This window comes from Microcoleus sp. C2D2, assembly GCF_036702495.1.
Taxonomy (GTDB): domain Bacteria; phylum Cyanobacteriota; class Cyanobacteriia; order Cyanobacteriales; family Microcoleaceae; genus Microcoleus.
Window position 1 is genome coordinate 39,386 of sequence record NZ_JAUBTO010000011.1, and the last position, 26,822, is coordinate 66,207.

19 protein-coding genes are annotated in these 26,822 nt (G+C 47.5%); 8 read left to right on the forward strand and 11 right to left on the reverse strand.

Going from position 1 to position 26,822, the window contains the following annotated elements; translation table 11 throughout:
- Positions 1 to 317: 317 nt before the first annotated feature.
- Positions 318 to 1,793, reverse strand: a complete 1,476-nt coding sequence (locus QUB61_RS06245) for an ATPase domain-containing protein (RefSeq protein WP_333125301.1) — start codon at positions 1,791 to 1,793, stop codon at positions 318 to 320.
- Between the two features lie 85 nt (positions 1,794 to 1,878).
- Here QUB61_RS06245 and QUB61_RS06250 point away from each other — a divergent pair, with 85 nt between their 5' ends.
- Complete coding sequence (locus QUB61_RS06250; protein WP_333125298.1) at positions 1,879 to 3,222, forward strand: FAD-binding oxidoreductase; 1,344 nt, start codon at positions 1,879 to 1,881, stop codon at positions 3,220 to 3,222.
- 188 nt (positions 3,223 to 3,410) lie between these two features.
- On the opposite strand, the gene QUB61_RS06255 is transcribed toward QUB61_RS06250, so the two are convergent.
- Positions 3,411 to 3,548: a hypothetical protein gene (locus tag QUB61_RS06255; RefSeq protein WP_333125295.1), complete on the reverse strand. Its 138-nt coding sequence runs from the start codon at positions 3,546 to 3,548 to the stop codon at positions 3,411 to 3,413.
- Between the two features lie 2 nt (positions 3,549 to 3,550).
- Here QUB61_RS06255 and QUB61_RS06260 point away from each other — a divergent pair, with 2 nt between their 5' ends.
- The 3 genes from QUB61_RS06260 (at position 3,551) to QUB61_RS06270 (ending at position 6,824) form a co-directional block, all read left to right on the forward strand.
- On the forward strand, positions 3,551 to 4,960 hold the full coding sequence (locus QUB61_RS06260) for a heterodisulfide reductase-related iron-sulfur binding cluster (RefSeq protein ID WP_333125292.1): 1,410 nt from the start codon (positions 3,551 to 3,553) through the stop codon (positions 4,958 to 4,960).
- Positions 4,961 to 5,197: 237 nt separating this feature from the next.
- Positions 5,198 to 5,959: a Uma2 family endonuclease gene (locus QUB61_RS06265; protein ID WP_333125289.1), complete on the forward strand. Its 762-nt coding sequence runs from the start codon at positions 5,198 to 5,200 to the stop codon at positions 5,957 to 5,959.
- A 127-nt stretch (positions 5,960 to 6,086) separates the two neighbouring features.
- Positions 6,087 to 6,824, forward strand: coding sequence for a Uma2 family endonuclease (locus QUB61_RS06270; protein WP_333125385.1), 738 nt, complete (start codon positions 6,087 to 6,089; stop codon positions 6,822 to 6,824).
- A gap of 349 nt (positions 6,825 to 7,173) precedes the next feature.
- Here QUB61_RS06270 and QUB61_RS06275 read toward each other — a convergent pair whose 3' ends face one another.
- Positions 7,174 to 9,417: a hypothetical protein gene (locus tag QUB61_RS06275; protein ID WP_333125383.1), complete on the reverse strand. Its 2,244-nt coding sequence runs from the start codon at positions 9,415 to 9,417 to the stop codon at positions 7,174 to 7,176.
- A gap of 357 nt (positions 9,418 to 9,774) precedes the next feature.
- The gene (locus QUB61_RS06280; protein ID WP_333125286.1) at positions 9,775 to 9,912 is read right to left on the reverse strand and encodes a hypothetical protein; all 138 of its coding nucleotides are present in this window, start codon (positions 9,910 to 9,912) and stop codon (positions 9,775 to 9,777) included.
- A gap of 196 nt (positions 9,913 to 10,108) precedes the next feature.
- Here QUB61_RS06280 and QUB61_RS06285 point away from each other — a divergent pair, with 196 nt between their 5' ends.
- Positions 10,109 to 10,624: a phycobiliprotein lyase gene (locus tag QUB61_RS06285; RefSeq protein ID WP_333125283.1), complete on the forward strand. Its 516-nt coding sequence runs from the start codon at positions 10,109 to 10,111 to the stop codon at positions 10,622 to 10,624.
- A 25-nt stretch (positions 10,625 to 10,649) separates the two neighbouring features.
- Here the strand turns inward: QUB61_RS06285 and QUB61_RS06290 are convergent, their stop codons facing one another.
- From QUB61_RS06290 to QUB61_RS06305, 4 genes are all read right to left on the reverse strand, one after another.
- Positions 10,650 to 11,405 (reverse strand): hypothetical protein, encoded by a 756-nt coding sequence (locus tag QUB61_RS06290; RefSeq protein ID WP_333125280.1) that lies wholly within the window; start codon positions 11,403 to 11,405, stop codon positions 10,650 to 10,652.
- Positions 11,406 to 11,431: 26 nt separating this feature from the next.
- Positions 11,432 to 13,963 (reverse strand): DUF3769 domain-containing protein, encoded by a 2,532-nt coding sequence (locus tag QUB61_RS06295; RefSeq protein WP_333125278.1) that lies wholly within the window; start codon positions 13,961 to 13,963, stop codon positions 11,432 to 11,434.
- 301 nt (positions 13,964 to 14,264) lie between these two features.
- The gene (locus QUB61_RS06300; protein ID WP_039887172.1) at positions 14,265 to 14,381 is read right to left on the reverse strand and encodes a photosystem II reaction center protein I; all 117 of its coding nucleotides are present in this window, start codon (positions 14,379 to 14,381) and stop codon (positions 14,265 to 14,267) included.
- A gap of 78 nt (positions 14,382 to 14,459) precedes the next feature.
- Positions 14,460 to 16,442, reverse strand: coding sequence for a hypothetical protein (locus tag QUB61_RS06305; RefSeq protein ID WP_333125275.1), 1,983 nt, complete (start codon positions 16,440 to 16,442; stop codon positions 14,460 to 14,462).
- 166 nt (positions 16,443 to 16,608) lie between these two features.
- Between QUB61_RS06305 and QUB61_RS06310 the strand changes: the two genes are divergently transcribed.
- Complete coding sequence (locus QUB61_RS06310; RefSeq protein WP_333125272.1) at positions 16,609 to 20,163, forward strand: alpha-mannosidase; 3,555 nt, start codon at positions 16,609 to 16,611, stop codon at positions 20,161 to 20,163.
- A 247-nt stretch (positions 20,164 to 20,410) separates the two neighbouring features.
- On the opposite strand, the gene QUB61_RS06315 is transcribed toward QUB61_RS06310, so the two are convergent.
- Positions 20,411 to 20,998 (reverse strand): cytochrome b/b6 domain-containing protein, encoded by a 588-nt coding sequence (locus QUB61_RS06315; RefSeq protein ID WP_333125269.1) that lies wholly within the window; start codon positions 20,996 to 20,998, stop codon positions 20,411 to 20,413.
- 171 nt (positions 20,999 to 21,169) lie between these two features.
- Between QUB61_RS06315 and QUB61_RS06320 the strand changes: the two genes are divergently transcribed.
- Positions 21,170 to 21,496, forward strand: coding sequence for a glycosyl hydrolase-related protein (locus QUB61_RS06320; RefSeq protein WP_333125266.1), 327 nt, complete (start codon positions 21,170 to 21,172; stop codon positions 21,494 to 21,496).
- Between the two features lie 86 nt (positions 21,497 to 21,582).
- Here the strand turns inward: QUB61_RS06320 and QUB61_RS06325 are convergent, their stop codons facing one another.
- Both QUB61_RS06325 and QUB61_RS06330 read right to left on the reverse strand, forming a co-directional pair.
- Positions 21,583 to 22,170 (reverse strand): cytochrome b/b6 domain-containing protein, encoded by a 588-nt coding sequence (locus tag QUB61_RS06325; RefSeq protein WP_333125264.1) that lies wholly within the window; start codon positions 22,168 to 22,170, stop codon positions 21,583 to 21,585.
- Positions 22,171 to 22,298: 128 nt separating this feature from the next.
- Positions 22,299 to 22,511, reverse strand: coding sequence for a hypothetical protein (locus QUB61_RS06330; protein WP_333125262.1), 213 nt, complete (start codon positions 22,509 to 22,511; stop codon positions 22,299 to 22,301).
- Positions 22,512 to 22,808: 297 nt separating this feature from the next.
- Between QUB61_RS06330 and QUB61_RS06335 the strand changes: the two genes are divergently transcribed.
- Entirely contained in the window at positions 22,809 to 26,777 is a 3,969-nt protein-coding gene (locus tag QUB61_RS06335; protein WP_333125260.1) for a PAS domain S-box protein, read from the forward strand.
- The last annotated feature ends 45 nt before the right edge of the window (positions 26,778 to 26,822 follow it).

A 26,822-nucleotide genomic window follows, 5' to 3' on the forward strand; every position in this document is an offset into this window, starting at 1 on the left:
GCTATAAAAGTCTAAAAATACACAATTTTACCAATATATTTAAGTTGTCCAGGACTTAGGCTAAGCTGTTGTGCATTTAAATTGTATATTTCGAGTCCCGATCAAAAATCGTCAAATCCTCTCCCCCTCTCCCCTTCACCCCCTCTCCCTCTCTAATACCATAGGCAATCTAGATGCAACACAGCTTAGTGGTGAGGTGCTCGGTGCGCGCACTACTGCTAGCGGTGAGGTGCGCGCACCGCGCACCCTACTGATTAGTAGATTCACGACTGCAAAATTAGCTGCAATTGCCGAAAAACAGCAGGACACACCCGGATTCAATCTTCATCGGGTTCCCCCTCAATCCACACCGGCGCCGAACTCAAAATGCCGCGCAGCCCCCGTATCGGTTTGCTGACTTTGATGCCGTAGCGAGTAATCTCGAGTTCTCGCAGAGTTCTCTCGAAATTGCTGACTCGTTTTTTCATTACTCCGATCGCCTTGCGGATTTCTGTCCTATTCTGCAGTTGGCGTTCCAGATAACGTATAAACAGAAGATTATCCGCCAAATAGCTAATCCCGATCTCGGTCAGCCGAAAATCTCCGCTAATGGCTTCTACCTCATTAATCAAGATAACGGTGACTCCCATATTCTTCAGATACTTGCACAAAGCGTGCAAATTGTTCACCAAATCTTGCCCCTGCATCGAAAGCTGATAGCCAGAAATACTGTCAAGCATCACAATCCGGGTCTTTTCCTCCTCCACCTCCTGGCGTACCATACAGGCAAACTGATCCGGCGAGTACAGCAAAGGTTCCACGGGTATCACGGAAAGACTTCCTTGCCCAATCATCGCCCCAACCGGGATGTTAACTGATTCGCAGCGCTGCAGCAGAGTAGAAGTTGACTCCTCAAAAATGTAAACTACCGATCGCTCCCCCCTTCCTGCGGCTTCCTTCATAAACTGAATCCCCACCGTCGTTTTACCGACGCCGCTAGGCCCGCTAATCACCGTCACAGTCCCCCGTTCCACTCCCCCGTGCAGCAGTTCGTCAATTTCTGGAACCCCAGAAGAAATCGCTTCCGCAACAAAATCCTGTTGAAAGTTGTCCGGAAGCAGTCGCGGAAATACCTCCATACCAGCCTGAGTCAGGCGCAGCGAATGGCGGCCGCTGCGGAAGTTGGACCCTCGCAGCTTGGTGACAGTCAGGGCGCGTCCTTCAGGGCGCAGTTCCAAGTAAATTACTCCGTCGCTGATGAATTGCAAATCGTCATCGGGAGCACTTGAAGTGCCTTCTGAGGTGAACACCACCGTCGCCCCCCCTTCCACCAAAAACCGCAGAAAAGACAAAACTTGCTTGCGAAACTGAAACTCATCCGCAGCTAAGTAGCGAAATTGAGTGATGGCGTCCAAAAACACCCGTTGTGGCTTGACAGCTTGGACTCGTTCGATAATCTTTTGTGTAGTCGGTTCTCGCTCCACCTCCGAGGGCGAGAAAATATCATAAGTCTGAACTTCTGTAAAAAATTCTGAGGATGGGCTCAAATCGAGGAACGCCATCGCTTCAATATCAAAACCGAGAGTTTCGGCATTGGCGCGCAATTGCGCTTCCGGTTCTCCTAAAGTAATAAACAGGGGAGTTTCTCCCAGAGCCACACCTGCTGCCAAAAAGTGAAAGCCCAGTGTAGTCTTGCCAGTACCCGGACCGCCGCGCACCAGATAAGAGCGTTGAGAAATTAGGCCGCCGCCAATCACTTCGTTGAGACCGGTAATTCCCAGAGAAAGTCGGTTTTGAGACATTTGTTTGTTCATGTTTTGAATATCGGGCCCGTATTAATATTTAATGGTTTTAGGCAGTGTTTTGATGATTTTTTTTACCGGGCGTCTGATAACCTTCATGAAATCTTTTTCTACCGAAAATTACGTTAGCACACAAGAATTAGAAAGTATTGTCGGCACTGCTGGGGTCTGTCTGCGACAGTACACAGAGGTATGTTGGCAAGAACGAGTAGAAAAAGCAGTTGCCCCGGGCACGAAAATAGATTGTACCGTTTACCCCAATACTCAGGAAGAACTGGCGGCGGTGATTGCTTGGGCTCGGAACAATCGGTGGGCGGTCTTGCCGACGGGAAGCGGCAGCAAACTCGATTGGGGGGGTTTGGTTAAATTAGACCCCGCCAACCCCCCTGGGGCAGGGGGGATCGCGGCCGTGAGTACCGCGCGCCTGAACCGGCTTGTAGAACACGCTGTGGGCGATTTAACCGTGACTGCGGAAGCGGGAATGAAGTTTGCCGATTTGCAGCTTCTTTTAGCCGCAGCAGGTCAATTTTTGCCGATCGATCCGGCGTATCCGCAACAGGCAACTTTGGGCGGCATTGTCGCTACTGCTGATGCGGGTTCCTTGCGGCATCGCTATCGCGGGGTTCGCGATTTGCTGTTGGGAATGACCTTTGTGCGATCGGACGGTAAAATTGCCGTAGCCGGAGGTCGAGTTGTTAAAAATGTCGCCGGTTACGACTTGATGAAACTGTTTACTGGTGCTTACGGCACATTGGGGGTCATAAGTCAAGTAACTTTCCGAGTTTATCCCCTGCCTGAATCGTCGGGAACCGTAGTGCTGACAGGGGAAGTTAATGCTTTGTCCCAAACGGCTCAAATCTTATTATCCTCTGCTTTGACACCAAGTGCGATCGATTTGCTGTCGCCGCAGTTAGTCGCAAAATTAGGCTTAGGAAAGGGTACGGGATTAATCGTCAGATTTCAAAGTATCGCCCCAAGTGTTAAACAACAATCAGCCCGCTTACTGGAAGTTGGCGAAAAGCTGGGTTTGCAAGGCACTAGCTGCTGCGAGAATGAGGAGGATCAGTTATGGCAAAGATTGCCAGAAACAATGTGGGATTCTGGCACAAAGTCGGCAATTATTTGCAAAATAGGAATCAGACCGTCGGAAGCTGTAACGGCAATTAACGAATTGCCGGTACAGGACGCTTTGATTCATGCAGGCAGCGGTTTGGGGGTTTTGCGGTTTGAAACTGCTACGGCGGACACGTTGTTGCAGGTACGCAGAGGGTGCGAAGCTAAGGGCGGTTTTCTGACTGTTTTAGCAGCCCCGGCTGACATCAAGCAACAGTTAGATGTTTGGGGCTATAATGGAAGTGCGATCGATTTAATGCGCCGGATTAAACAGCAGTTTGACCCGGAAAATCTTGTGAGTCCCCATCGTTTTATAAGCGGTATTTAGTTTAAAGTTTGTTGTCAGAAGTTGGGTTTTTATTTAATCCCGGTCTATTTCATTTGTGAACCAGGTTTGTTTTTTAACGAACCGCGAAGGCGCGAAGACCGCGAAGGAGGAGAAATGAAGAGAGGTGTTTGTTTGTTTGGCGATTTATGCTGGCTATCTAGCAACTTTGCCTGACGGTTAGGAGGTTGTTAATTGCTGAAACCTAAGCGGTCGATTGCTTCTAACTTCTCTCCTAGATAACTAATTTTTTTTTCTTCTTCCTTCTTCCTTCTTCCTTCTTCCTTCTTCCTTCTTCCTTCTTCCTTCTTCCTTCTTCCTTCTTCCATATATGCAAACTTCAGAAAAATCTCAAGTTCCCAGCGACGATTTAAAACCTGCTAAAGAAAGCAATTTTCTAGCACAAAATCCCCACTTACCAACCCTGGAAATCCCGGGTTTCGACTCTACCAATCCGCCGGATCCGAAATTAATCGATACTTGCGTACACTGCGGATTTTGCTTGTCAACTTGTCCGAGTTATCGCGTACTCGGCAAAGAAATGGATTCGCCCAGAGGCCGCATTTATTTAATGGATGCAATTAATGAAGGCGACGCACCTTTAAACGCAGCAACCTCGCAGCATTTTGATACTTGTTTGGGCTGTTTGGCTTGCGTTACAACTTGTCCGTCTGGAGTTCAATACGATAAATTAATTTCCGCAACTCGCCACCAAGTGGCCAGAAATCAGGAACGCACTTTTTCTGACAATGTAATTCGTACTCTGATTTTTAATCTCTTCCCTTATCCTCACAGATTGCGGCCTTTGCTTGTACCGCTGTTTATTTATCAAAAATTAGGACTGCCAAAACTTGTCCGCAAAACGGGTTTGCTGAAAAAAGTATTTCCCCGCTTGGCGGCGATGGAATCAATTTTGCCGAAGGTAACTGTTGATTCTTTCCGGGATAATTTACCAGAGGTAATTCCGGCAATAGGTGAAAAACGCTATCGAGTCGGTGTGATTTTAGGCTGCGTGCAGCGGCTGTTATTTTCGCCAGTTAATGAGGCTACTGTGCGTGTTTTGACGGCTAACGGTTGCGAGGTTGTGGTTCCTAAAAGTCAGGGATGCTGTGCTGCTTTGCCTGAACACCAAGGCCAAGCCGAACAGGCGAAAGCTTTGGCGAGGCAAATGATTGATAGCTTTGAAAATACTGGTGTTGATTTTGTGATTATCAACGCTGCTGGGTGCGGTCATACTTTGAAAGAATACGGTCATATTTTAGCAGATGACCCGCAATATCGGGAGAAAGCTGAGAAATTTGCTGCTAATGTTAAGGACGTGCAAGAGTTTTTGGCAAGTGCGGGAATTACGGCAAAACTCAATCCTTTAATTGACGGAGATTTGACAATTGTTTATCAGGATGCTTGTCATTTGTTGCACGGGCAAAAGATTAGTTTGCAGCCGCGTCAGTTGCTGCAACAAATCCCTGGGGTGAAGTTAAAAGAACCGATTGATGCGGCTTTGTGCTGCGGGAGTGCGGGGGTTTACAATATGCTTCAGCCGGAGGTTGCTGATGAGTTGGGGGTGCAAAAGGTGGAGAATTTGCTGAATACTGGCGCGGAGTTGATTGCTTCTTCTAATCCGGGTTGTTCTTTGCAAATTAAGAAGCATTTGGAGTTGCAGGGAAAAAATGTTACTTTAATGCACCCGATCGAGCTTTTGGATTATTCGATTCGCGGGGTGAAGTTGCTGAGGAAGTAGTTTTGTAGGGCGGGCGGTGTCTGCCCTATTTTCGCTGCTGAATGAGATTTTTTTTTAATGAACCGCAGAGGGCGCAGAGGGCGCAGAGTTCGAGAAGAGAGAGACAAAAGAGAAAGAGGAATAGGCTTTTGTATTGAGAAGTGGTGAAGCGTAGCTATCCCGTAGGGAATCGCACTTCTGACTACTTCCCAAACTGCTAAAATTAAATTCAACAGTCTTTCACCCCGGACAACTGTTATGGTAACTCAAATCCCATCTCCTACTCAGCAAGAAGTTATTTACCCCGACAGCGACGGCTTACCAATGGCAAATAATACTGACCAATTTCGCTGGATTCTCGTCATCGAACAAAATTTAGAATGGATGTATGCTAATGACGAGAATGTATTCGTAGCGGGTGATTTGTTTTGGTATCCAATTGAGGGAAGACCGAATATTGTTAACGCGCCCGACGTGATGGTTGCCTTCGGCAGGCCGAAAGGGAGACGCGGTTCTTACCAGCAGTGGAATGAGTCAGGAATTGCACCGCAAGTTGTGTTTGAAATTCTATCTCCTGGCAACACGCAGGATGAAATGGACAAGAAATTGCTATTTTACGATCGCCACGGAGTTGAAGAATATTACATTTACAATCCTAGCAATAACCAACTCAGAGGGTGGCTGCGGGCAGAAGACGGGTTGGATGCGATCGCATTAATGGAAAATTGGGCGAGTCCTCGATTGGGAATTCGCTTCGATTTATCGGGTTCTCAATTGCAAATTTATCGACCTGATGGAACGAGGTTTTTCTCCTACGTTGAGATTTGTCAACTGTTAGAGGAAGAACGCCAGCAAACAGCACAAGAACGCCAGCGGGCAGAACTTGCAGAAACCAGTTTAGCAGAAGAACGCCAGCGGGCAGAACTTGCAGAAACTGCTTTAGCAGAGGAACGGCGCCGAGGGCAGATTTTGGTGGAACGGTTGCGAGAAATGGGAATTAACCCAGATGAATTAACTTAGAAATTGGGGTGTTTTGGGTTGGATGAAAAAGCACGCGCGGTGTAGCTATCCCGCAGAGAATCCCACTTTTTACGTTTCCGAAACAGCTAAAATTAAATTCAACAGTCCTTCACGCCGGACAACAGTTATGGTAACTCAACTCAAATCCCCTCAAAAACCTGATGTAATTTACCCCGACAGCGACGGTCTACCCATGTCAGACAATACTAAACAATTTCGCTGGATACTCATCGTCCAACAAAATTTAGCGTGGCTTTTTGCCGATGACCCGAATGTATTTGTCGCGGGCGATTTGCTGTGGTATCCCGTCGAAGGAGATAACAAGATTCGCGTCGGCCCGGATGTGATGGTAGTCTTCGGCAGACCCAAAGGAGATAGGGGTTCTTACAAGCAGTGGGAAGAAGAAAATATCGCGCCGCAAGTGGTGTTTGAAATTCTTTCTCCCGGTAACAGGCTAACAGAAATGAATAAAAAACAGGTATTTTACGATCGCCACGGCGTAGAGGAATATTACCTGTACGACCCGGAACGCAACGATTTCAGCGGTTGGATGCGTTCACAGGGGCGTTTGGACGTAATTGATGCGATCGAAAATTGGGTCAGCCCCCGACTGGGAATTCGCTTTGATTTGTCCGGTGAAGTGTTGCAAATTTATCGCCCTGACGGCGAACTGTTTGCAAGTTATGAGGAGGTTTCTCGCAGCTTGGAACAAGCCCAACAGCGGGCAGAACAAGAACGACTGCGGGCAGAACAAGAACGACTGCGGGCCCAACAAGCCGAACAGCGTGCAGAACAAGCCGAACAGCGGGCTGCTGTACTGGCAGAAAGACTGCGATCGATGGGAATTGACCCGGAACAATTGTAAACTAGACGGGGGAAAAGAGCGATCGCCCGATCGCTCTACATCAGTCCTGGACGCACTCCGGCTTCAGAAACCGGGTTTTTGCAGGCGTTTAATTCATTGTAGCCCGCAACCGGGTAATATCAATTCCGGTTGCACTCCTTATGATGGGGAGTCGGGAGTCGGGAGTCGTCCGTTCGGGAATCTGGAATTATTGACTTTGACTCGATCGTGCCCATCCAACCGGAAACGATATAAAAAACCCGGTTTCTTGATAAGCGGCGCGCACCCTGCATAACTCAACTAATCACCAATGACTAATAACTAATGACTAATGACTAATGACTAATGACTAATGACTAATGACTAATAACTATTGCCCCTCTTCCAACCTCAAAAAATGCACCTGGCCCGAAGCTTCCCCCGCCACAATTGTCACCCCATCCGGTGCAATAGCGCAAGCTTTCAACGCACTATCTCCCCGGAAACTAGCAACTACTTTTCGACTCAACAAATCCCAAACTTTGAGAGTATTGTCATCGGAAACAGAAATCACCCTATTTCCCACAATTGCCATAGATGTTACCGTATCGTCATGACCTGCCAAAGTAAAAACTTCTTTTCTACTTGACAAATTCCAAACTTTCAGATTTTTTTCCCGCCCGCCCGAAATCGCCCATTTGCCATCCGCCGTAACTGCCACAGCATTCACAAAACTCTCATGACCTTTGAGAGTGAAAAGCTGGTTTTTGACGGCTAAATTCCAGAAATTTGCCAAAATATTCTTTTCTTGCCCCAAACTCCAAACTTTCAGAGTTTTGTCGCTGGAAGCCGAAATAATCCGCTTGCTGTCCGGAGTAACTGCCACAGATCTTATCCCGTCCTCATGGCCTGAAAAAGTAAAAAGTTCCTCTCCTGTTTCTAAACTCCACACTTTAATATGTGTGTCTCCCGAACCCGAAATAGCCATTGTTCCGTCCGCAGTCACTGCTACAGAATTTACCCAGTCCGTATGACCCGTGAAAGTAAAGATTTCCTTTCCGGTTTCTAGATTCCAAACTTTCACAGTTTTGTCGCCTGCCGCCGAAATTAATCGCTGGCTATCCGCTGTTGTTGCGATCGCTTTTACCCCTTCTTGATGTCCCGCAATAGTAAAAATTTCCTGTCCGTTTTTGAGATTCCAGACTTTAATGCTGTTGTCTCCAGAACCGGAAATCGCTTTACTACCGTCCGCCGTCACTGCTACAGCATTTACCCAGTCATCGTGACCTGCAAAGGATAAATTTTCTTGGCCTATTTCTAAGCGCCAAATTTTGAGAGTTTTGTCAGAGGAACCAGAAACTATCCGCTGGCCGTCGGGGGTAACAGCCACAGCATTCACTGGGGCGATGTGATTGGTAAAAGTGAAAAGTTCTTCTTTTGTTTCCAGATTCCAAACTTTCAGCGTTTTGTCGCCGGCAGCCGAAATTACTCGTTTGCCGTCGGGACTGACTGCCACAGCTTGAACGAAACTGCCGTGTTTTCCTAAAGTGAAAAGTTTCTTTCTTTCTGACAAACTCCAGACTTTAACTGTTCCGTCGTAACTGCCGGAAATTATTTGTTCGCCGTCGGGAGTTACTGCTACACTTTTTACCCAGTCTGCATGACCGGTGAGAGTAAAAAGTTCTTTTCCCGTTTCTAGGTTCCAGACTTTAATGCTATTGTCTCCCGACCCGGAAATCAACCGCTTGCTATCTGGAGTTACTGCTACGGACTGGACAAAACTGGTATGAGTTTTGAAGTTAAAATTTATTTCCCCGGTTGACAAATCCCAAACTTTTATGCTGCCGTCCCAAGAACCAGAAATTACTCGCTTGCCGTCGGGAGTTACTGCTACTGCTTCTACCGCAAAAGTCTCGCCTGCAAATGTCAATATTTCTGTTCCTGTTTCTAAATCCCAAATTTTAATAGTATTGTCCCAAGAACCGGAAATTACTTTGGTGCCGTCGGGTGTGACAGCTACAGCATTGACGTAGGTAAGATGACCTTTGAGGGTTGAAAGTTCTTCTCCTTTTTCTAAGTGCCAAACTTTGAGAGTGTGGTCGGAGGACGCTGAAATTGCCCGCTTGCCGTCGGGGGTGATGGCTACAGCTTGTACCCAATCTGTATGTCCGGTGAGGGTGCGCAGCAATCTCCCGCCTGGAGGAGTAAAGCTGGGCGTTAGCGGTAGCAGCCAGGGGTTTTTTTGGTGTTTTGCTTGTGCTAGCAGTGCTTGAATTTCTGGACTTTCAAAGCGCATTAAGCGGGCAATTAGTTGGGTGGCTAGTTGGGTTTTGTCTTTGGCTAGAATGTGGGCAGACAGCCGAATTGCTTCTTGGATTAATTTGAGTGGGTCGGCTTTTTGAGCTGAGGTAATAATATCGGGACTTGTTGCTAAATCGTAATCTTCTATTAGCGCCTGTACTCCCGATGCTGACAGCTTGGCTTCAATAAAATTGTAATCTGTTAGTAAGCTGTATAATTTCTCTGAGTCTGAAGTCGCTGCTAGCTGCTGGGGCAGGATTTCCAGGCTGTGCGTCTGTTCTGGGGGCTGCATTTTATCCAGCCCTTGTGTAAACTCGTTCATAAATTTACGGATGTCTTTTTTAAATGTATGCGATCGCTAGCTATACCCTGCCGGAAACCAGATTGAGAATCTTTTCTCTTGACTTAGCATGGCATATTTGAATGCTATGTGCTACGGGCTCCTGCCCTTGGTTTGGTGATGGTTCGATGAATTGCTCGTTTTTTTAGTCTGAGTCTGCTTTGAGAATTTTCAAGGAGTGCGATGACAATAAATCGCCGCCAATATAATTCAACTCAGCAACGCCCAATTTACAGATTGAGCGACAAAAGCTGACATATATCGTTGTTTTTCTTAACATAGCCCGCAGGCAGGGTAAAGATTGTCGTGAGATAAACACACTCAAGCTAAAAATTTTCAGGTATCGCAATCCTATTTGATGTGGAAGACTTTTTTTAACAAAACACGATTCTGGATGCTGTGATTTTCTGTCAATTCCGTCGCATCAGCGAGGCAGATGTCCCAAGGCGTGCGGTTTCGTACCTCAACTGCATCTGCAATCTGCTTCACCCAAAGCTCTCAGAAAGCTTTGCAGGCGCGCCCCCTTCCTCTAAAATATAGTAAAGGACTTGCACTCTTAAACCGGGTTTCTAGACAAAATCATTGGTTTGACCGCTAGATACGTAGGAAGAAACCGGGTTTCTGACTCCATAGCGCGCAAGTCACGATCGCAAATAAAGCAGTATTGACTTTAGAGACAAATTTCATGGATGTTATCGAGTTTTTCGAGTTAAGTGCAGGCAAATGGTTTTCCCAGCGCACCGTACACAATCTCAATTCTGGGGAATTGCAGGCAGGTAAATCTGACCTCAACATAGAAATACTGACCGAGGGCGATGCAGCAGTCGTCAAACTTTGCCAAGAACACTCGATTAACCCGGCCTCAACTGGGCTAACCAGCGTTCGGATTACTTGGGAAGGTATTCCCGATCGCAACCAAGCTAAACAAATCGGTTCTACAATACTAGCGATCGTACCTAATCCCGACAATCCAAGCGTTGGTAAAGTGTTGCAAGACAAGGGTAAAACTCGCTACGTGATGGGCGACGAGGTGCTGACATTGATTACAGAATCAGACACCCTCCATGCGGAAGAAAGGCTGTGGTATCTCATGCCCAACCTGCGGCTGCGGACTAGCGTTGTTAAACAAGCTAACGGTACGGAACAAGCATCTTTTTGTTCGGAAATTCGGATGGGAGGAAGTGCCAAAAATGAAAAGTGACAAATAACTATCTAGTTGCCAAAGTTTACACCCTATTTCTGCTTTCTCCCTTCTTTCTTCTGCCTTCTCGGGCAATGGCTTTTAACTTGGTGTGAAAATCAGTGTGTTTGACAACTGGGAATGATATGGCTGCAGGTTTGTCCGCTAATTTGCGATCGGCTTCGGCTCGATCTGCCAGGGCGGTAACAGCCAAATCTTCATAAACTACAACTTCTGTATTTTCTTTTGTGCCATCATCGGCTGCGGGCAATTTTTCTGTTTCCTGGGCCTCTGTGTTCGGGGCTTCTGCATCAAGCGCCCGATCGAGTTGCGCCTCTGACGGCGCCAGCAAATCTAACTCGGCTACACCGACCTCCGCTTCCGGGTTCGATAAAAGTATATCCTCCTGCGGCACTCGATCGCCACTGTTCAAGGTTAAATTTTGAGGAAAATTGTTGCAGACCAAGCGTTCAAACTCGCGATTGAAATGATAGAGAGGTTCACCTATCCGGTGCCACATACTCAATAGCTGTCCCACAGAAACAGCCTTGTAGCGCCCTTGATAAAGCGCTTCCACCACTGCTAAACGCAGCCAATAGCCGGGATACTTGGTTAGCCATTCACCCGCCAATTTCTCGGCTTTTTTGCCACCTAGGTCAAAACCGTAGTGAACCAGCAGAGCCGCTGCTTGTGCAGATATTGCGGTCACTTCTGTCATGTGTTGTCTGTTGACTGTTGACTGTTGACTGTTGACTGTTGACTGTTGACTGTTGACTGTTTTCTGTTGGTTCCAAATTCCCAATTACCAATTACCAATTTCCAATTGAATTAATCGGATAAACGCACGCCTCCTTCTACAGTTCGCACGTCCCCGGAAAAAGGTTCGGGAGTGCCGTTCCAGTTGAAGTCGCTAATTCTAAAAGTCAGGCTGCCGACTTGACGCTCTGGATTAAAACGCAAAATAATTGCGTAGCTGCGGCGGCTGTATTCTAAAGTATAATTCGTACTGATTGCTTCCCCGCTTTCTAAATTAATAGCACTTTGAAATCCGACTCGAAAGCCTCCGTAAACTTGCTGGACAAGTCCAAAAGACAGGACTCTCAAATCTACTAAGCGATCGAATAAAAACGGAGATATACCGTCCCGTCCCACCTGGGTATAAGTCACGTTAAACCCAGTGTAATCGAGGAAAGGGCGGGAGAAATGACCGAACTGCCCTTGAATGCCGACGCTGGGGGCGATCGAATTTTGTCGGTCGCCGCTGCTGTAAGAAGTGCCAACTCCCCGGACTCCCAAGGCCAGTTGCACGAAAGGAACCACCGGCGTCCGCGTATACCTCAAACCCTGGGTGGGAGTGCGGGGCAGCGGTTCGCCCTCCCACAGGTTGAAGCCGCGGCTCAAAGCGACGCTGACTTGGGAACGGCCCAGATCGATGCGGTTGTTTTCCCGCACTGGTTCGAGCAAGTCTGGTCGATCGGTGTCAGCATTGATAAATTGATACCCAGCTTGGTAGCTGAGATTGATGCCAGTGCCTCCGAGTTGAATGACTGGGGAAGTGAGGACTGCCCCGAGGCTGCTCTGCACGGTTTGAAAGCCGAGAGAACCGTTAAACAGCCGATCGCGGTAACTGTATTCTGCTGCCAGAGAGTGAGTGCCGATCGCCTGGCGCAGGCGCAAATTGCCCCGAAAGCTGTCTTCCGGCAAATTCGGGAAATCTTCAAAAGTCACAAATCTTGCCAAGCCGTCGAGCCTGGTGCGCGGGCCCAGACTAGCCCTCAACCTCGCTCTGAGCCCGTAGCTGTCGGGAAACAACGGATTGCCACCGTGCTCTGCCACAATCCGCTGAAGGTAAATTTGGGGTATCAGAGTCAGCCGCACCGGCCCGTTTTGCAACACCTCAAAACCGCACTCGGCGAACAAACCGCCGCGCTCGCCCCCGTCGTAACCAAAAGTCAAACACGGGCCGCTCTGCTGCCTGCTGTCAAACACTTGCCTGCGGGGATACACGGGTATTTTCACGCGGTTGTCGAACACCAAGCGGGGTTTAGTTGTGACCAATTCCTCAGCCGTGGGCGAAATCCTTGTAATCGTCGCCGTCCGGGCCCTGTATTCTAGTTCCGGCGGGGAAAACGGGTCGTTAGTAATCCGAATGTTAGTTGCTACCCTCACGCCGTTTGGCAGCAGTTCGAGGCGTTCTGCTTCAAAGCGGACGCGGTTGACGGCGCCGACTACTTGGGGGGCTGCTAGCTGTCCGCCGCCGCCAATAGTCACTGTAGCAGCTCCGGGGGATTTGACTCCGCGCACGGGCTGCTGGCTGGTAATTCGATCGCTCAGCGGCTGTTCGAGAATCGTCCCGGCACTGATATCCGTCGGCAGTGTGGGCGTCAATTCGCTACCTGCTGCAGGCAAGAAAATTTCGCCGCTTGCTTGTTCGACGGCGCCGGCGTTGAGGCCGAGATTGAACTCCATCCGCTGGCCGCGCACTACTTGTTCGCCGCGGGTATAGGCGACATTGCCCGATGCTACCACTTGGCGCGTGACTAAGTTGACGACCGCCCGATCGGCATCAATCACAGTTTGCCGGAACCGCACAACGACATTACCAACCGCCGTGACAATTTGCTGCTTGTCATCGAATTCTTGGCTGTCGGCCTTAATTTCGATAGTATCGGCCGGACTCACCGGAAAAGGCACCGTCCGCCCAGCAGGGGGGGTGCGGACTCCCGGCGGCGCGGCTGGTTGAGGTTTCGGTGTCGGGGCAGGGGGGGTTGTGGGTGCGGGGGCGGTTCCTGGTGTGGGAATGTCGAACTCCTGTTGCCCGCTGGGTGCTGGTTCTAGCGCGGGTTCGGGAACGGGAATTTCAGCAGGTTCCGGAGAGTTATCTTCTAACTGCCGGCCTTGGGCCTGATACCAACTCTCCTGCTTTCCGGCCTGATTTCTCTCCTGTTTTCTCTGGGCCTCTGCGGTTCGTTCCCGATTCCGAATGGCAATGGCATTTTCTACCGAACCCAATTGGTAAGTCGCAAACGAGGAATCTTGCTGAAGTGCTGCTGTTTCGGGTTCTCTGACAGGAACCCGACGCTGAATTCCCACCACTGCCTCGCCGCTTTCCACGGAGGCTAGGGGATCGGCCATTTCTGGAGGCCGATCCGTGGCTGGGGTGGTGCCGAGGAGTGTGGCTGCGGGTTCTGCTGGGGCCGGTGTGGGTTCTGGCTGAACGATATCTGGGCTTGATTCCGGTATTTCTGCGGGGTTGCTGCGGGTGTCTCCATCGCCGGCCGCCACAGTGAGGGCCACTTTTTTTGGCTTGGCGATGTAGATGATGGCAGGGGGTTCTGGCGGCGGTACCGGATAGGGCATAGTTACAACAGGTTAAGTCATCCGAATTTTAGATTTTAGATTTTAGATTTTAGATTTTATAGGGTGCAAATTATTGATAATTTTGCCTGTAAAAGGCAACTGTTTAGAAAGTAATCTGACATCTGAAATTTGCAGTGGGTTTGGCGCGCCGGAATCGGGCTGCTTTCTGAACTTGCTTCCGCCACAAGATAACCTCGCCGATGGTGCGAGGTCAAGTTTTGTTCGACTAATTTTTTCAGGTTTGCGGGCTTGCTGGGGGGCTGCAGTGGCGTGCCCCCAGCAAGTGGCCGAGATAACTTGTTTATTCCATGTCTCTGCGGTTGGGGTTCCGAGCTGGGTCATTGGACAAAAATCCAAATATAAACAGGGAAACAAAAAATAAAACAACTACATTAACTACGATTTTGAGGGTTAGCACTGTGGGAGTCTCCAAAGATGGCATAATACTGGACTGATTTGCTGCTGTTGCGGCAACTTTTTTATCATAAGCTAAAGATTAGTCAATTTTCTCTTTGTTTTTGAGGATTTTTGGCCAGTTGCTTTTTGCCCAATTCCAGAGTTGCTCCGCGATGTTTTCGAGCCGCAGCATGACTCGATCGAGCCATTCGAGCACTTGTTCTAGCGGGTGCTTAATGTATCCCATCGATTCTGCTTTTGTTTCTAAGTAGTCGCCCTCGGGTTGGACGCCTGCGCTCGGGTTTTTTGGTTGTGCGGCGGTGTATCTGCTGGTTGGCGCGGTGATTGCTGCTGGGGATTGGCTGTTTTGTGCGGTGTTCGGGTTTGTGTTTTTTGGCACTTTGGTTTCCGGCAGGCGCCCAAGGGTTGATTCGGCTGTGACTGCAGAGCTATTTTTTTGAGTAAGTGCTGAATTTGGTGCTGGTTGGGGTTGACTTGAGGGCACTTTTGCGCTCAAGCTCTGTTTTAGCTGGGCGAGCAGGCGGTGAATTGCTTCGGGGTAAGGGGATATTGAGACTGGGTTCGATCGACCTTCTGCCAATTCTCCTAATTCTGCCATTCCCTGCTTGACTTTTGGGCTAGCTTGTGCTGTGTGGCTTTGAGCTGCTGCCTGGGGTTCGGAACTTCCCTCAATTAAATGCTCAGGTGCTGCTTCCCCGAATAAGTCTTGCCAGTTCAGCCACGGTCGATCGACCTCTGGGCTGTTTTCCGTCTTTTCTTGTTCTTGTCGCTGTTTTAAATGATACTGAATAGCGACTGCTTTCTCCGTATTATCGCTGGCTGCTGTTTCTTTACCGAGGAGGTGGTCTACTGACGACCAAATAATTCCTTCGATGTTTCGAGCGTATTTTTCGAGGATTTCGCGGGCGGAGAAATCTACATTGGCTTCTGTGCCGGATGTATTAATTTTTACTTCAGGGGTTTCTGTTGGTGCGGCGGTTGTTTTTGCCGGTGGCGGTAGGGTAAATTCTTCGAGGTTGACGGCGGCGCGATCGAGTAATGTAACAAAGGAGAGAGGATTGGTGATTCGACGGTCGAACTTACTGTTAAAATTTGTTTCTAGTTTTGGGGTATTGCGGTCGATCGAATTTGATGCCGCAATCGACTGCTGTGCGGGTTTTGATGTGAGTGGCGCGCTGGCTTTTTGGGCTAGAATTGAATTGCGGTCGATCGCTTTTTTTACTGCGAGGATTGATTCTCCAAACTGATTTCTTTTGAGAGCAACCGGACTCGTCTGAACCCATGCCATCAATTCCCAAAAACGACGCACCGGCGGCAACTGCGCTTTTTTAGCCGCCGACTCCAAACCGAGATTAAATTTTAATTCTTTTTGGGCAATTTCCCGCCGTTGGGGTCCGGAGTTGGCAATTTCCCAAGTTATGCGACCTTCGAGCATTTCCTGCTGTTCGGGTGTCAAAATATCTAATATCTGATTTTCTCTTCCTACCAATACTAAAGTGCGGGCTGGGACAAAACTCGCGATTCCCTGAACTTTCGGTTGGCCCACAATTGCGGACGCGGTGTTTAATTGAGTTTTAGCAAGCGGGTGTTCTAAGACAGAAGTTATTTGATGCTTTGCTGTTTCTGGGCTAAAATTTACTGCCGGATGTAAATTGTTAGCAGCATTTCCCCGATCGATTAACAGCGGGAAGCTGGCTAAAGTTTTCGCAGTTTGCGACGAGTTTAGTAAATTTTCCGCCAGGTGCAAAATTTCCGCGATCGAACTTTCCTCCGAAGTTTCGCCCGGATACCAATTTTGTGGAAAATCGGGATTTTCGTCACCGCCAAATTCTTGCAGTTCCGGTAACTCTACTTTTTGACTTGATTCCCGCAACTGTCGGCCCAGCATTCGGGAACCTTGCACCAGCAAATAAGCTGGATAAAGCAGAATTTGGGTAACCGTGAGAGTTGCTTCTTTAATTTGACGCCAAGTTCGATCGCAATTGTCAGCGACTTGGCGGGACCGTTTCGATATAAAATTTAATAGTCGGCTTTGGTATGGGCCGTAGTAACCGTTGGACATAAGTTTAATTATTGAATTCAGGGAATTGCTAAATATTGCTGTAAAATCAAAGCGAGATATTAATCGCAGCTTCAAACCCTCTGAAACCTTTATTTCTTCGCGTCCTTCGCGTCTTCGCGGTTCAATCCGATCCTTGATTCCTACACAAGTTTTATTTTAGCTAAAAATGAGTGCTTCTGCGTCACCTGCTAGCAACAATCTTTCTGCCACTGTCGAAAAGTTGCGCCGCCTCAGTCAAGTGGAGGTTCAGTCTGGTTGGAGGTACTGCGATTCTGACTCTGCTGTATCTTCAGTAAATATTTGTAACTGGCCTGTTGCCGAACTTAACGGCAAAGGACATATTGCTTGGCCGTCGGGGAAGCAAGTTTTGTATTTGGGCCAGCAATTTGTAATTCCTGACAATTTGCACGGCTATCCTGTGGTTGGTTTGCGGTTGCTGCTGGGCTTGACTTGGTGGGCAGAAGATGCGCAAATTTTTGTGGGCGGCGAGTTAGTCGGGCAGGGAGATTTATTTGATTGTGCCGATCGAGTTTTGTTGAGTTCGTCGGTTAATCCCGGAGATGAATTTTTAGTAATTTTGCGGTTGGTAAGTCCGGGTCACGATAGCGGGGCTTTAGTGCGATCGATTTGTTTGTACGAAGCTGCTGAATCTTCTTGTTTCGATCCGGGTTTTGTGGCTGCCGAATTAGAGATTTTGCATAATTCGCTGTTGGGTAATCTGGAAAATTTAAATTCCCAATACCTTCCCACTCAAATAATAGGCGATAGCGCAATTCTTGTCAAGGGGGAATTGCTGAAATCTCAGATTGATTTGGCCCTGGGTTCGATCGATTGGTCGGCTGTGTGCGATCGCGAAAAGTTCGATCGCTCGCTGTCTGTTTTGCGGCACAATTTACTGGGATATCTGCGGGCTTTTTCTGGGGATTTAGATGAGGGAACCGCAGAGGGCGCAGAGACCGCAGAGGGAGGAAGAAGGGATGAGGTTTTTGAGGTTGGAGAAAATAGCAATGCTACATCTATATATATAGGAGAAAATGGCGCTCTGACATCTATACATACAGCTAAAATATATTTGGTGGGTCACGCTCATTTAGACTTAGCTTGGTTGTGGCCTGTCCCGGAAACTTGGCAAGCGGCACAGCGAACTTTTGAGTCGGTATTGAAATTGCAATCGGAGTTTCCCGATTTGATTTTCTGCCATTCAACTCCGGCGCTTTATGCTTGGATGGAAGAACATCTGCCGGACTTATTTGCTGCGATTAAAAAACAGGTGGCGGCGGGTTGCTGGGAAGTTGTCGGCGGGATGTGGGTAGAACCGGATTTAAACTTGATTTCCGCTGAATCAATGGTGCGGCAAGTTTTTTACGGACAGCGTTACGCAAAAGAAAAATTTGGGCAATTGATGCGGGTAGCTTGGCTGCCGGATACTTTCGGTTTTGGGTGGCAATTACCTCAGATTTTGCGGCAAGGCGGAGTTGACTATTTTGTGACGCAAAAGTTGCTTTGGAACGATACAACGGAATTTCCCCACGGTGCATTTTGGTGGGAAGGGTTGGACGGTACTAAAATATTTAGCATGATGTCTTCTCCAATTGGTGAAGGCATAGAATCTGTAAAAATGGCAAGTCATGCTTTTGACTGGCAAGCTAAAACTAATTTGCAAGATGCTCTTTGGTTGCCTGGGGTTGGCGACCACGGCGGTGGCCCGACTCGCGATATGTTGGAGGTGGCGAAACGCTGGAAAATGTCGCCTTTTTTCCCAAGGTTGGAGTTTGCGAAAGCGGTTGATTATTTGTCTTTGATTGAGAGTCAGTTTTTGCCTGAAGTTGCGACAACTAGGCCAGAACGTGATGTTCCCGAATCGGACAATCAGGAGAATTTGGGGGCGCTAGAATTTTCCAACTTGTCGGCAATGAAGGATGCAAATCCTCCCATCTCACAACTCAAAACTCTTCCCGTTTGGCAAGACGAACTTTATTTAGAATTCCACCGGGGTTGCTACACGACTCGCGCCGACCAAAAACGCCAAAACCGCCGCTGCGAAGAATTGCTCTACCAAGCTGAGTTGCTGTCTTCGCTGGCAACGATTTGTACTGGTGCGGTTTATCCGAAATCAGAATTAGAATCAGCTTGGAAACAAATTTTGTTTAACCAGTTTCACGATATTTTGCCCGGTTCTGCGATCGCCCAAGTTTATGCGGATGCTAATCTAGCCTTTGCCGAGGTCGATCGCGCTTGTCGCGAAATCCTGCTAAAATCTTTGGATGCAATCTCGGCTCAAATTTCTCTCCCTTCCCCTCCTCGGCCCGACGCTCAACCAATTTTGATTTTCAATACCCTCAATTGGTCGCGCTCTGAGGTTGTCGCCGTACCGCTTCCCGATGCCGCTGATTCAGCTTGGCAAATTTACGATTTTTCCCGACGGCGACTCGCTTCGCAGATTGTCAGGGGCGATCGACCGCAATCGCACTCTACACTGTTATTTTCGGCAAATAATCTCCCCGCCCTTGGCTACCAGGTGTTTTGGCTCTGTCACGAAGACGCTCAAACTGTGGATAATGCCTGCGCGAGTCCAGAAACCGACAAAAAGACAGATTTATCAAAACTTACATACGGTATAGCACAAAAAAACACACCTTGTCAAGAAACGCATTTTGCAGCCGCAGAGATGGTTTTAGAAAATGAATTTATTCGGGCAACAGTAGACGGAAAAACCGGGGATTTATCCAGCATTTGGGATAAAGTAAATAACAGAGAAGTCCTGAATGCAGCAGGCGGCAATCAACTGCAAGCATTTCAAGACAGCGGTCAATATTGGGATGCTTGGAACATCGACCCAAATTATCAAAAACATCAATTACCCGCGCCGACACTCAAAGATATTTCTTGGGTAGAGGAGGGCGAATTGCGGCAGAGTTTGCGCGTAGTTCGACAAATTGGCAAATCGGAGTTTTGCCAAGATTATATAGTAGAAATAGGTTCGCCGCTGCTGAAAATCAAGACAGTTGCAGATTGGCAAGAAAGTCACGTTTTAGTAAAAGCAGCTTTTGGGTTAAATGTAGAAGCAGATTTTGCAACTTGCGAAATTCCCGCAGGTGCGATCGCACGCACAACCAAGCCGCAAACACCCGCCGAAAAAGCCAAATGGGAAGTGCCGATTTTGCGCTGGACTGATATCAGCAATGACGGTTTTGGAGTGAGTTTGCTCAATGATTGCAAATACGGTTGCGACATTCAACCAAATCAAATTCGGCTGACATTGCTTCGGGGTTCGACTTGGCCGGATGAACAAGCAGATGTAGGAGTTTCCGAATTTACTTGTGCAGTCTATCCCCACAGCGGAAATTGGCAGGAGGCAGGTACGGTTCGACAGGGGTACGAGTTGAATTTACCGCTGCTAGTAAAGGTGTTACCCAAGTTAGAGGAAAATGGCCGCAAGACTCTGCCCGCAGTGGGCAAGTTTTTGGATTTGTCCGCCGAAAATTTAGTGCTGATGGCATTCAAACAATCGGAAGATGATTCTAATGTGTGGATTTTGCGGTGTTACGAGTGTCACGGTGAAGAGGCGAAGTTGGAATTAAAGAGCGATTTGGGTTTGGCGATTAGTCAGCCTGTCGATTTATTAGAACAACCCATATATTTGCCCCAGAAGTCAGACGATGGGACAAGTTTCAGAATATCGCCGTGGAAAATAGCGAGTTTTGCAGTCAATTTATCATAAATAGTCTTGGACGCATCAACTAATTATGTAAGGTAGGCAGCGTGCACCCTACCGCTACCAATTGAGAATAGTACCCCACCGCAAATTTATATCGTTTCCGGCTGCATCGGAATGATAAATTAGAGGGCAATTCATGAATTATTTTTACAAGTCGCCACCTATCTCGGCGCAATCTTCAGCTATTCGATTCACAGTCAACAGTCAACAGTCAACAGTCAACATCATTCCGGTGTAACCGGAATTGATATTATCCAACCTTTTGAGACTTTGCGAACTTAGTGCCAACAAAATTTGTCAACCTGCGCCAATTAGCTCTGACAACTTTCTTCTGCTCTAAAAGATGCAAAATTACAAACGCTAAAAACGTGTACGCCAGCCAAAAATGCAAACTCCTTCCCACCTCAACCATTGCGGGATTCGGCGGAAACACATTCACGAAAAAAATTCCGAAAAATGGCACATTATTACTTCTGATAGAGTTAGAAAGTAAGAAACCAGCAACCGGAACTAGCCACATAAAAACGTACAAACTCGCGTGCAGAGCAAAACTTTTGTACCATTCCTTGGTAAACTTTGGCAGGCGTTTCGTATATTTTTTCCACCATACCCGCAGCAGAGTCAAAATCCGCAAAGTCAGGAAAGCCATTGTCAGCACCCCTACGGATTTGTGAAAAGCGTAAAGCGGATTTCGGATAAAGAATTCTTTCTGCAATTCAGACATAAATGGACCGGTAATAAACAGCACTAAATAGCAAGCTGCCATCGCCCAGTGTAAAGACATCAGTTGTTTGAATGCAGAATTAAGTCTGGGTTTCGCAGCGGGTTGGGTAGTCATTCTTCCTTACCTCCTTAGCGTTTGCTGGACAAGATTAAGTAAAAACTATCGGGCTAAAGCCCCTGGTACAATGTGCATTATAAGATATACTTAACTTAATTATTGCAAATATTTATTAAACAGTCAAATTAAGTATATTCACGATCGTCATTCCCAAGACAAAACGATCGTATGCTAGTAAAGGTGTTACCCGAGTTAGAGAAAAATGGCCACAAGACTCTGCCCGCAGATGGCAAGCTTTTAGATTTGTCCGCCGAAAATTTAGTGCTGATGGCATTCAAACAATCGGAAGATGATTCTAATGTCTGGATTTTGCGGTGTTACGAGTGCCACGGTGAAGAGGCGAAGTTGGAATTAAAGAGCAATTTGGGTTTGGCGATTAGTCAGCCTGTCGATTTATTAGAACAACCCATAAATTTGCCCCAGAAGTCAGACGATGCCAGAAGTCTCAAAATATCACCGTGGAAAATAGCGAGTTTTGCAGTCCATTTATCATAAATAGTCCTGGACGCATCAACTAATTATGTACGGTAGGCAGCGTGCACCCTACCGCTACCAATTCAGAATAATACCCCATCGCAAATTTATCCAACCTTTTGAGACTTTGCGAACTTAGTGCCAACAAAATTTGTCAACCTGCGCCAATTAGCTCTGACAACTTTCTTCTGCTCTAAAATATGCAAAATTACGAACGCTAAAAACGTGTATCCAAGCCAAAAATGCAAACTCCTTCCCACATCAACCATTTCGGAATTCTGCGGAAACAGATCCGGCAAAGGAATTCCGAAAAATTTCACAATGTTACTTTTGTAAGAGTTAGAAAGTAAGAAACCAGCAACCGGAACTAGCCACATAAAAACGTACAAAGTTGCGTGCAGAGCAAAATTTTTGTACCATTCCTTGGTAAACTTTGGCAGGCGTTTCGTATATTTTTTCCACCATACCCGCAGCAGAGTTAAAATCCGCAAAGTCAGCAAAGCCATTGTCAGCACCCCTACGGATTTGTGAAAATCGTAAAGGGGGCCTCGAACAAACAATTCATCCGGCAATCGAGCCATAAACGCACCGGTAATAAACACCACTAAATAGCAAGCTGACATCGCCCAGTGTAAAGACATCAGTTGTTTGAACGCAGAATTAAGTCGGGGTTTCGCAGCGGGTTGGGTAGTCACTCTTCCTTACCTCCTTAGCGTTTGCTGGACAAAATTAAGTATAAACTATCGGACTAAAGCCCCTGACCGATTGTGTATTATAAGATATACTTAACTTAAGTATTGCAAATATTTATTAAACAGTCAAATTAAGTATATTCACGATCGTCATTCCCAACACAAAACATCGTACTGGGGTCGATCGCCCGCCAAGCAGTTTTCAGGTCGAGTATCCCCAAAGCCACCGCAAAAGCTGACCCAACAATTGCAACCGCCGCCCAGTTCATCCGCAGCCCCGGCCAATATCCCAAACCGAATCCCAAGTAGGTCACTGCCAATACTAAATATTTGAGTGTTATCATATATACTTAGAAATCAGGGATAGTCGGTTTTTTCCATTGTCTAGGATGCTAAAAGTACAGACCGGGTAATTGCAGCTAAACCTGCTGGCATTGCAACTAGCGGGAAATATCGCCGGCAGAGGGTCTACCAACTACAAACAAACACTGTGGTTGCATTGGAAAGCGAAAAGCAGGGTGCTGGACAAGTGGTAATTTTGTTACAACTTGTAACTTTTTTATAACAACAGGTTTAATTTAGTTTCACAAGGAAGTTAAATTCCAGAAAGTAAAATTAATTACAGTCGAGTTAAGCTAAAAGTGTTTGCTAAAAAAAGTCATTCAAGCAACCCAGAAACCAACAATTCTTACTTAATCGGCACGGAGGACGAGCTCGCCGCAGCAAAACTTTCGTGCAGCCAACAAGTCCCACAGGATTGGTATCGAACTCTCTACGACAATTTTCCTGGCATTTACTTCGTCCTTGACGCTTTGGGAAGAGTTTTTTCGCTCAATCAATTCGGCGAGTCTCGCCTCGCCTACAAATCGCAGGAATTAATTTGTCATTCAGTTTTTAACATATTTTACTGCCAATATCAAGGGGAAATGCAGGCAGAATTTGCCGGACTAGCCCTGCCGGAAAACGGTACGTCAACTCCAAAAGTTGCCTGTTGGGAAGGTTATTTGACTTGCAAAGACGGCAGGGTAATCACGGTAAAAGCAACCGCGCGCGCCATGCCGGCGGTTGAGTGGAAAATAGAGAAAAATACCAACGGTGGCTCTGTTCCCAATTTTCAAGGGCCGGCTGTACTGTTAGTTTGCGAAGAAATTAAGCCCGCTTGGCAGTCATCCACGCTATCGGCGCCGTCCAAACAAAGAGAAAATTGGCGCCGTCCAACTTTGGCGATCGCAAAATTAGCCCAAATTCAAATTAAAAAACGCAACAATATAGAACAATTCATCCGCGAAGTAACAGAAACCGCTGTCAGTATAGTCAACTGCGATCGAGCCAGTATTTGGCTGTACGGCGAAGACAAAACGCAGCTTCACTGCATCGACCTTTACGAACAAAATACTAAACTCCATTCCGTACAAATAATCATCACAGCCGCCGACTGTCCGGCATATTTTCAAGCTTTAAAATCCGCAACTGCGATCGCAACAGTGGCCGCAGAAAATGACCCGAGAACGCGAGAACTTGTCGGTCTTTATTTGGCAGATCGGGACAGGAATTCCCTGTTAAACGTACCGATTGTGCTGGCAGGTCAAATGGCTGGAATAGTCAGTGCCGAACGCCACGGTTCCGAGGGCAATTGGACAGAAGAAGAACAGGAATTAACCCAAATATTAGCCGAATTTGTATCGTCAAGTTTGTCAGATAGCGAAAGCGTTAAATTAGAAGCAATGCGGCGCGAACAGCAGCAAAGCTTGCTGACCCAATACTACGATCAACTAGAAGAAAGAGTAGACAGACGCACTGCTGAACTCAAAAAAGCCAACCAAAAACTGCAAAAAGAAATAATTAAAAGAAAACAAGCAGAAGCAGAAATGCGCCGGCAGCAACAAGAACAGCAAATTATTTTTGATTCCGTGCCGGCGATGATTTGGTACAAAGATACCGAAAGCCGCCTGCTGCGAATTAATCAAGCCGCCGCTGCATCGAGAGGTTTGCCCGCAGCTCAATTAGAAGGTAAATCTTTTTATGAAATCTATCCAGACGAAGCAGAGCAATATTATTTAGAAGATTTGGAAGTAATCAATTCCGGCCTTCCCAAACACGGCAAAATCGAACTGCTGCCAACTGTCTCGGGTCAAAAATGCTGGGTGCGGACAGATAAAATACCTTACCGCGACGAAACAGGTCAAGTCGCTGGCGTGATTGTGTTTGCAGTAGATATTACTGATTTAATTAGAGTAGAAAAAAAACTGCGAGAATATCGCAATAGACTTGAAGCAAAAGTCGAAAAGCGCACTGCTATGTACAGGCAAGCCATGACCGCTTTGTACTCGGCAAATACGCAATTACAACAGCTAATTAACAACAGCTATTCCGGCGAAAATGGCAGCAGCAGCTCAGCAGCGCGCTTGCTCGAATGCGAAGATTATTTTGAAGCAGTTGCGGTGGCTGACCGCGACACAATTTTGAGCGTCAGCAACAAGTTTGCCGAGCTGTTCGGTTACGAACCTGCGTCCATGGCGGGAATGAGCTTGCTGGAACTGCTGTCGCCGAAATCATACAAACAGGCGCCGCAAATGATTTCTGCAGCTAGCAATACAGTCTGTGAAACTATTTTTATCAGGCGAGACGGGACTGCTTTTCCCGCTGACGTGCGCAGCAAATTCGTATTTTGGGAAGGTCGTTTAGTGCAGGTGAAAGCAGTGCGAGACCTCACAGAACGCAAATTAATCGCAGCAGAATTAGAGCGATCGCGCTCTCTGCTGCACGCTACCTTGGAAGCAACGGCAGACGGCATTCTCGCTGTTACTACCGCCGGAGAACTGATTAGTTTTAACGAAAAGTTAGTCCAAATGTGGGGAATTTATGAAGAAGTTAGAAACTCAATGGATCGAACGGTGCGGCTGGCATTTCTCACCAAGCAAGTTAAAGATCCGAGCGCTTTTTTGCAGAGAGTTAAAGAAATTTATAGCGATGCGGAGTCCGAAGGCTGCGATATTCTAGAATTTAAAGACGGCCGCACTTTTGAGCGCTACACCCAGCCGATTCGAGTCGGACATAATATTATTGGCAGGGTGTGGCGCTTCCGCGATATTACCTCTCGCGAAAAGGTGACGGCAATGTTGGGAGATTCTCAAAGGCGCTTTCGGGCAATTTTTGATTCTTCTTTCCAATTTGTGAGCTTGTTGAAACCGGACGGCACTCTCCTGGAAGCTAACCAAACTTCTCTGGATTTCGCGGGAATTAAGCTGCGGGATGTGGCAAATAGACCGTTTTGGCTGTTGCCGTGGTGGGGAGATTCTCAGGAAGTTCGCCAACAGTTGCAAGATGCGATTTCTCGATCGGCAAAAGGTGAATTTGTCCGCTATGAAGTGGAAGTTCAAGGCGTAAATCGGACGGCAACTGTTGATTTTTCTCTCAAGCCGGTCGCGGATGAAACTGGCAAAATAGTATTGCTGCTGCCGGAAGGTCGGGACATTACTCAAAGCAAGCAAGCCCAAGTCGCGCTGCGGCAACAAATAGAACGGGAACGCCTGATTGCACAGATTCAATCGCGCATCCGTTCTTCTTTGGATCTGCAAGATATTCTCAACACTACAGTAGCGGAAGTGCGGGAGTTTTTGGCAACCGATCGCGTGCTGATTTTCCGCTTCCGACCCGACTGGAACGGAGATGTGGTGGTGGAGTCGGTTGGAGAAGGATGGATGCCACTAAAGGAGATGGCAATTGACGATTGCTGTTTTGCCGATAGTTACATCGGACAGTATTTAAAGGGCCGCATTCGCGCCATAGAGGATATTCATGCTTCTAATTTGACCGAGTGTCACATTAATTTTTTGGTGGCGTGTCAGGTGAAGGCAAATTTGGTAGTGCCGATTGTCCAGCAGGGAATAGAACACCGCGATGGCAATCCTTCTTGTCAAGTGCCGCAGTTGTGGGGTTTGTTGATTGCCCACCACTGTTCGGCACCCCGCCAGTGGCAGCAGTTTGACGTGGATTTGCTGAGTCAGTTGGGCACTCAAGTGGCGATCGCGATCGAACAATCTTTACTTTACCAGCAGTTAGCTGCTGCTAACCAGCGGTTGGACGCGTTGGCGAATTTGGACAGTTTGACTCAATTAGCTAACCGCCGCCGGTTTGACGAGGTGATCAACCGGGAATGGGAGCAGTCGAGCTCGGAGGAACCGCTATCTTTGATTATGTGCGACATTGACTGTTTTAAACTTTACAACGACAATTACGGCCACCAAGCCGGGGATGCTTGTTTGCAGCAAGTGGCGCGGGCGATCGGGGATGCTTGCACGAACGCACCCGCAGAACGCCTCTATTTGGCTGCTAGGTACGGCGGCGAGGAATTTGGGGTAATTTTGCCAAATACGAATATCGTGGCTGCACAGGCTGTTGCTGAGGGAATCCGCCAGCGCGTCAAAGCCTTAGCAATTCCCCACATCAAGTCTGTTGTCAGCGATTGTGTGACTCTCAGCTTGGGAGTTGCGGGCGTTTCCGAAAGTCAAAATTCCCCGAAAATGTTGATTGAAGCGGCGGATAAGGCACTTTATCGAGCTAAGTCGGGCGGGCGCGATCGAGTGGCGATCGACTACTCACTAAAGTGAAATTATAGCCTTTCTCAGTAACATGAGGTACTATCTGGCCCACGG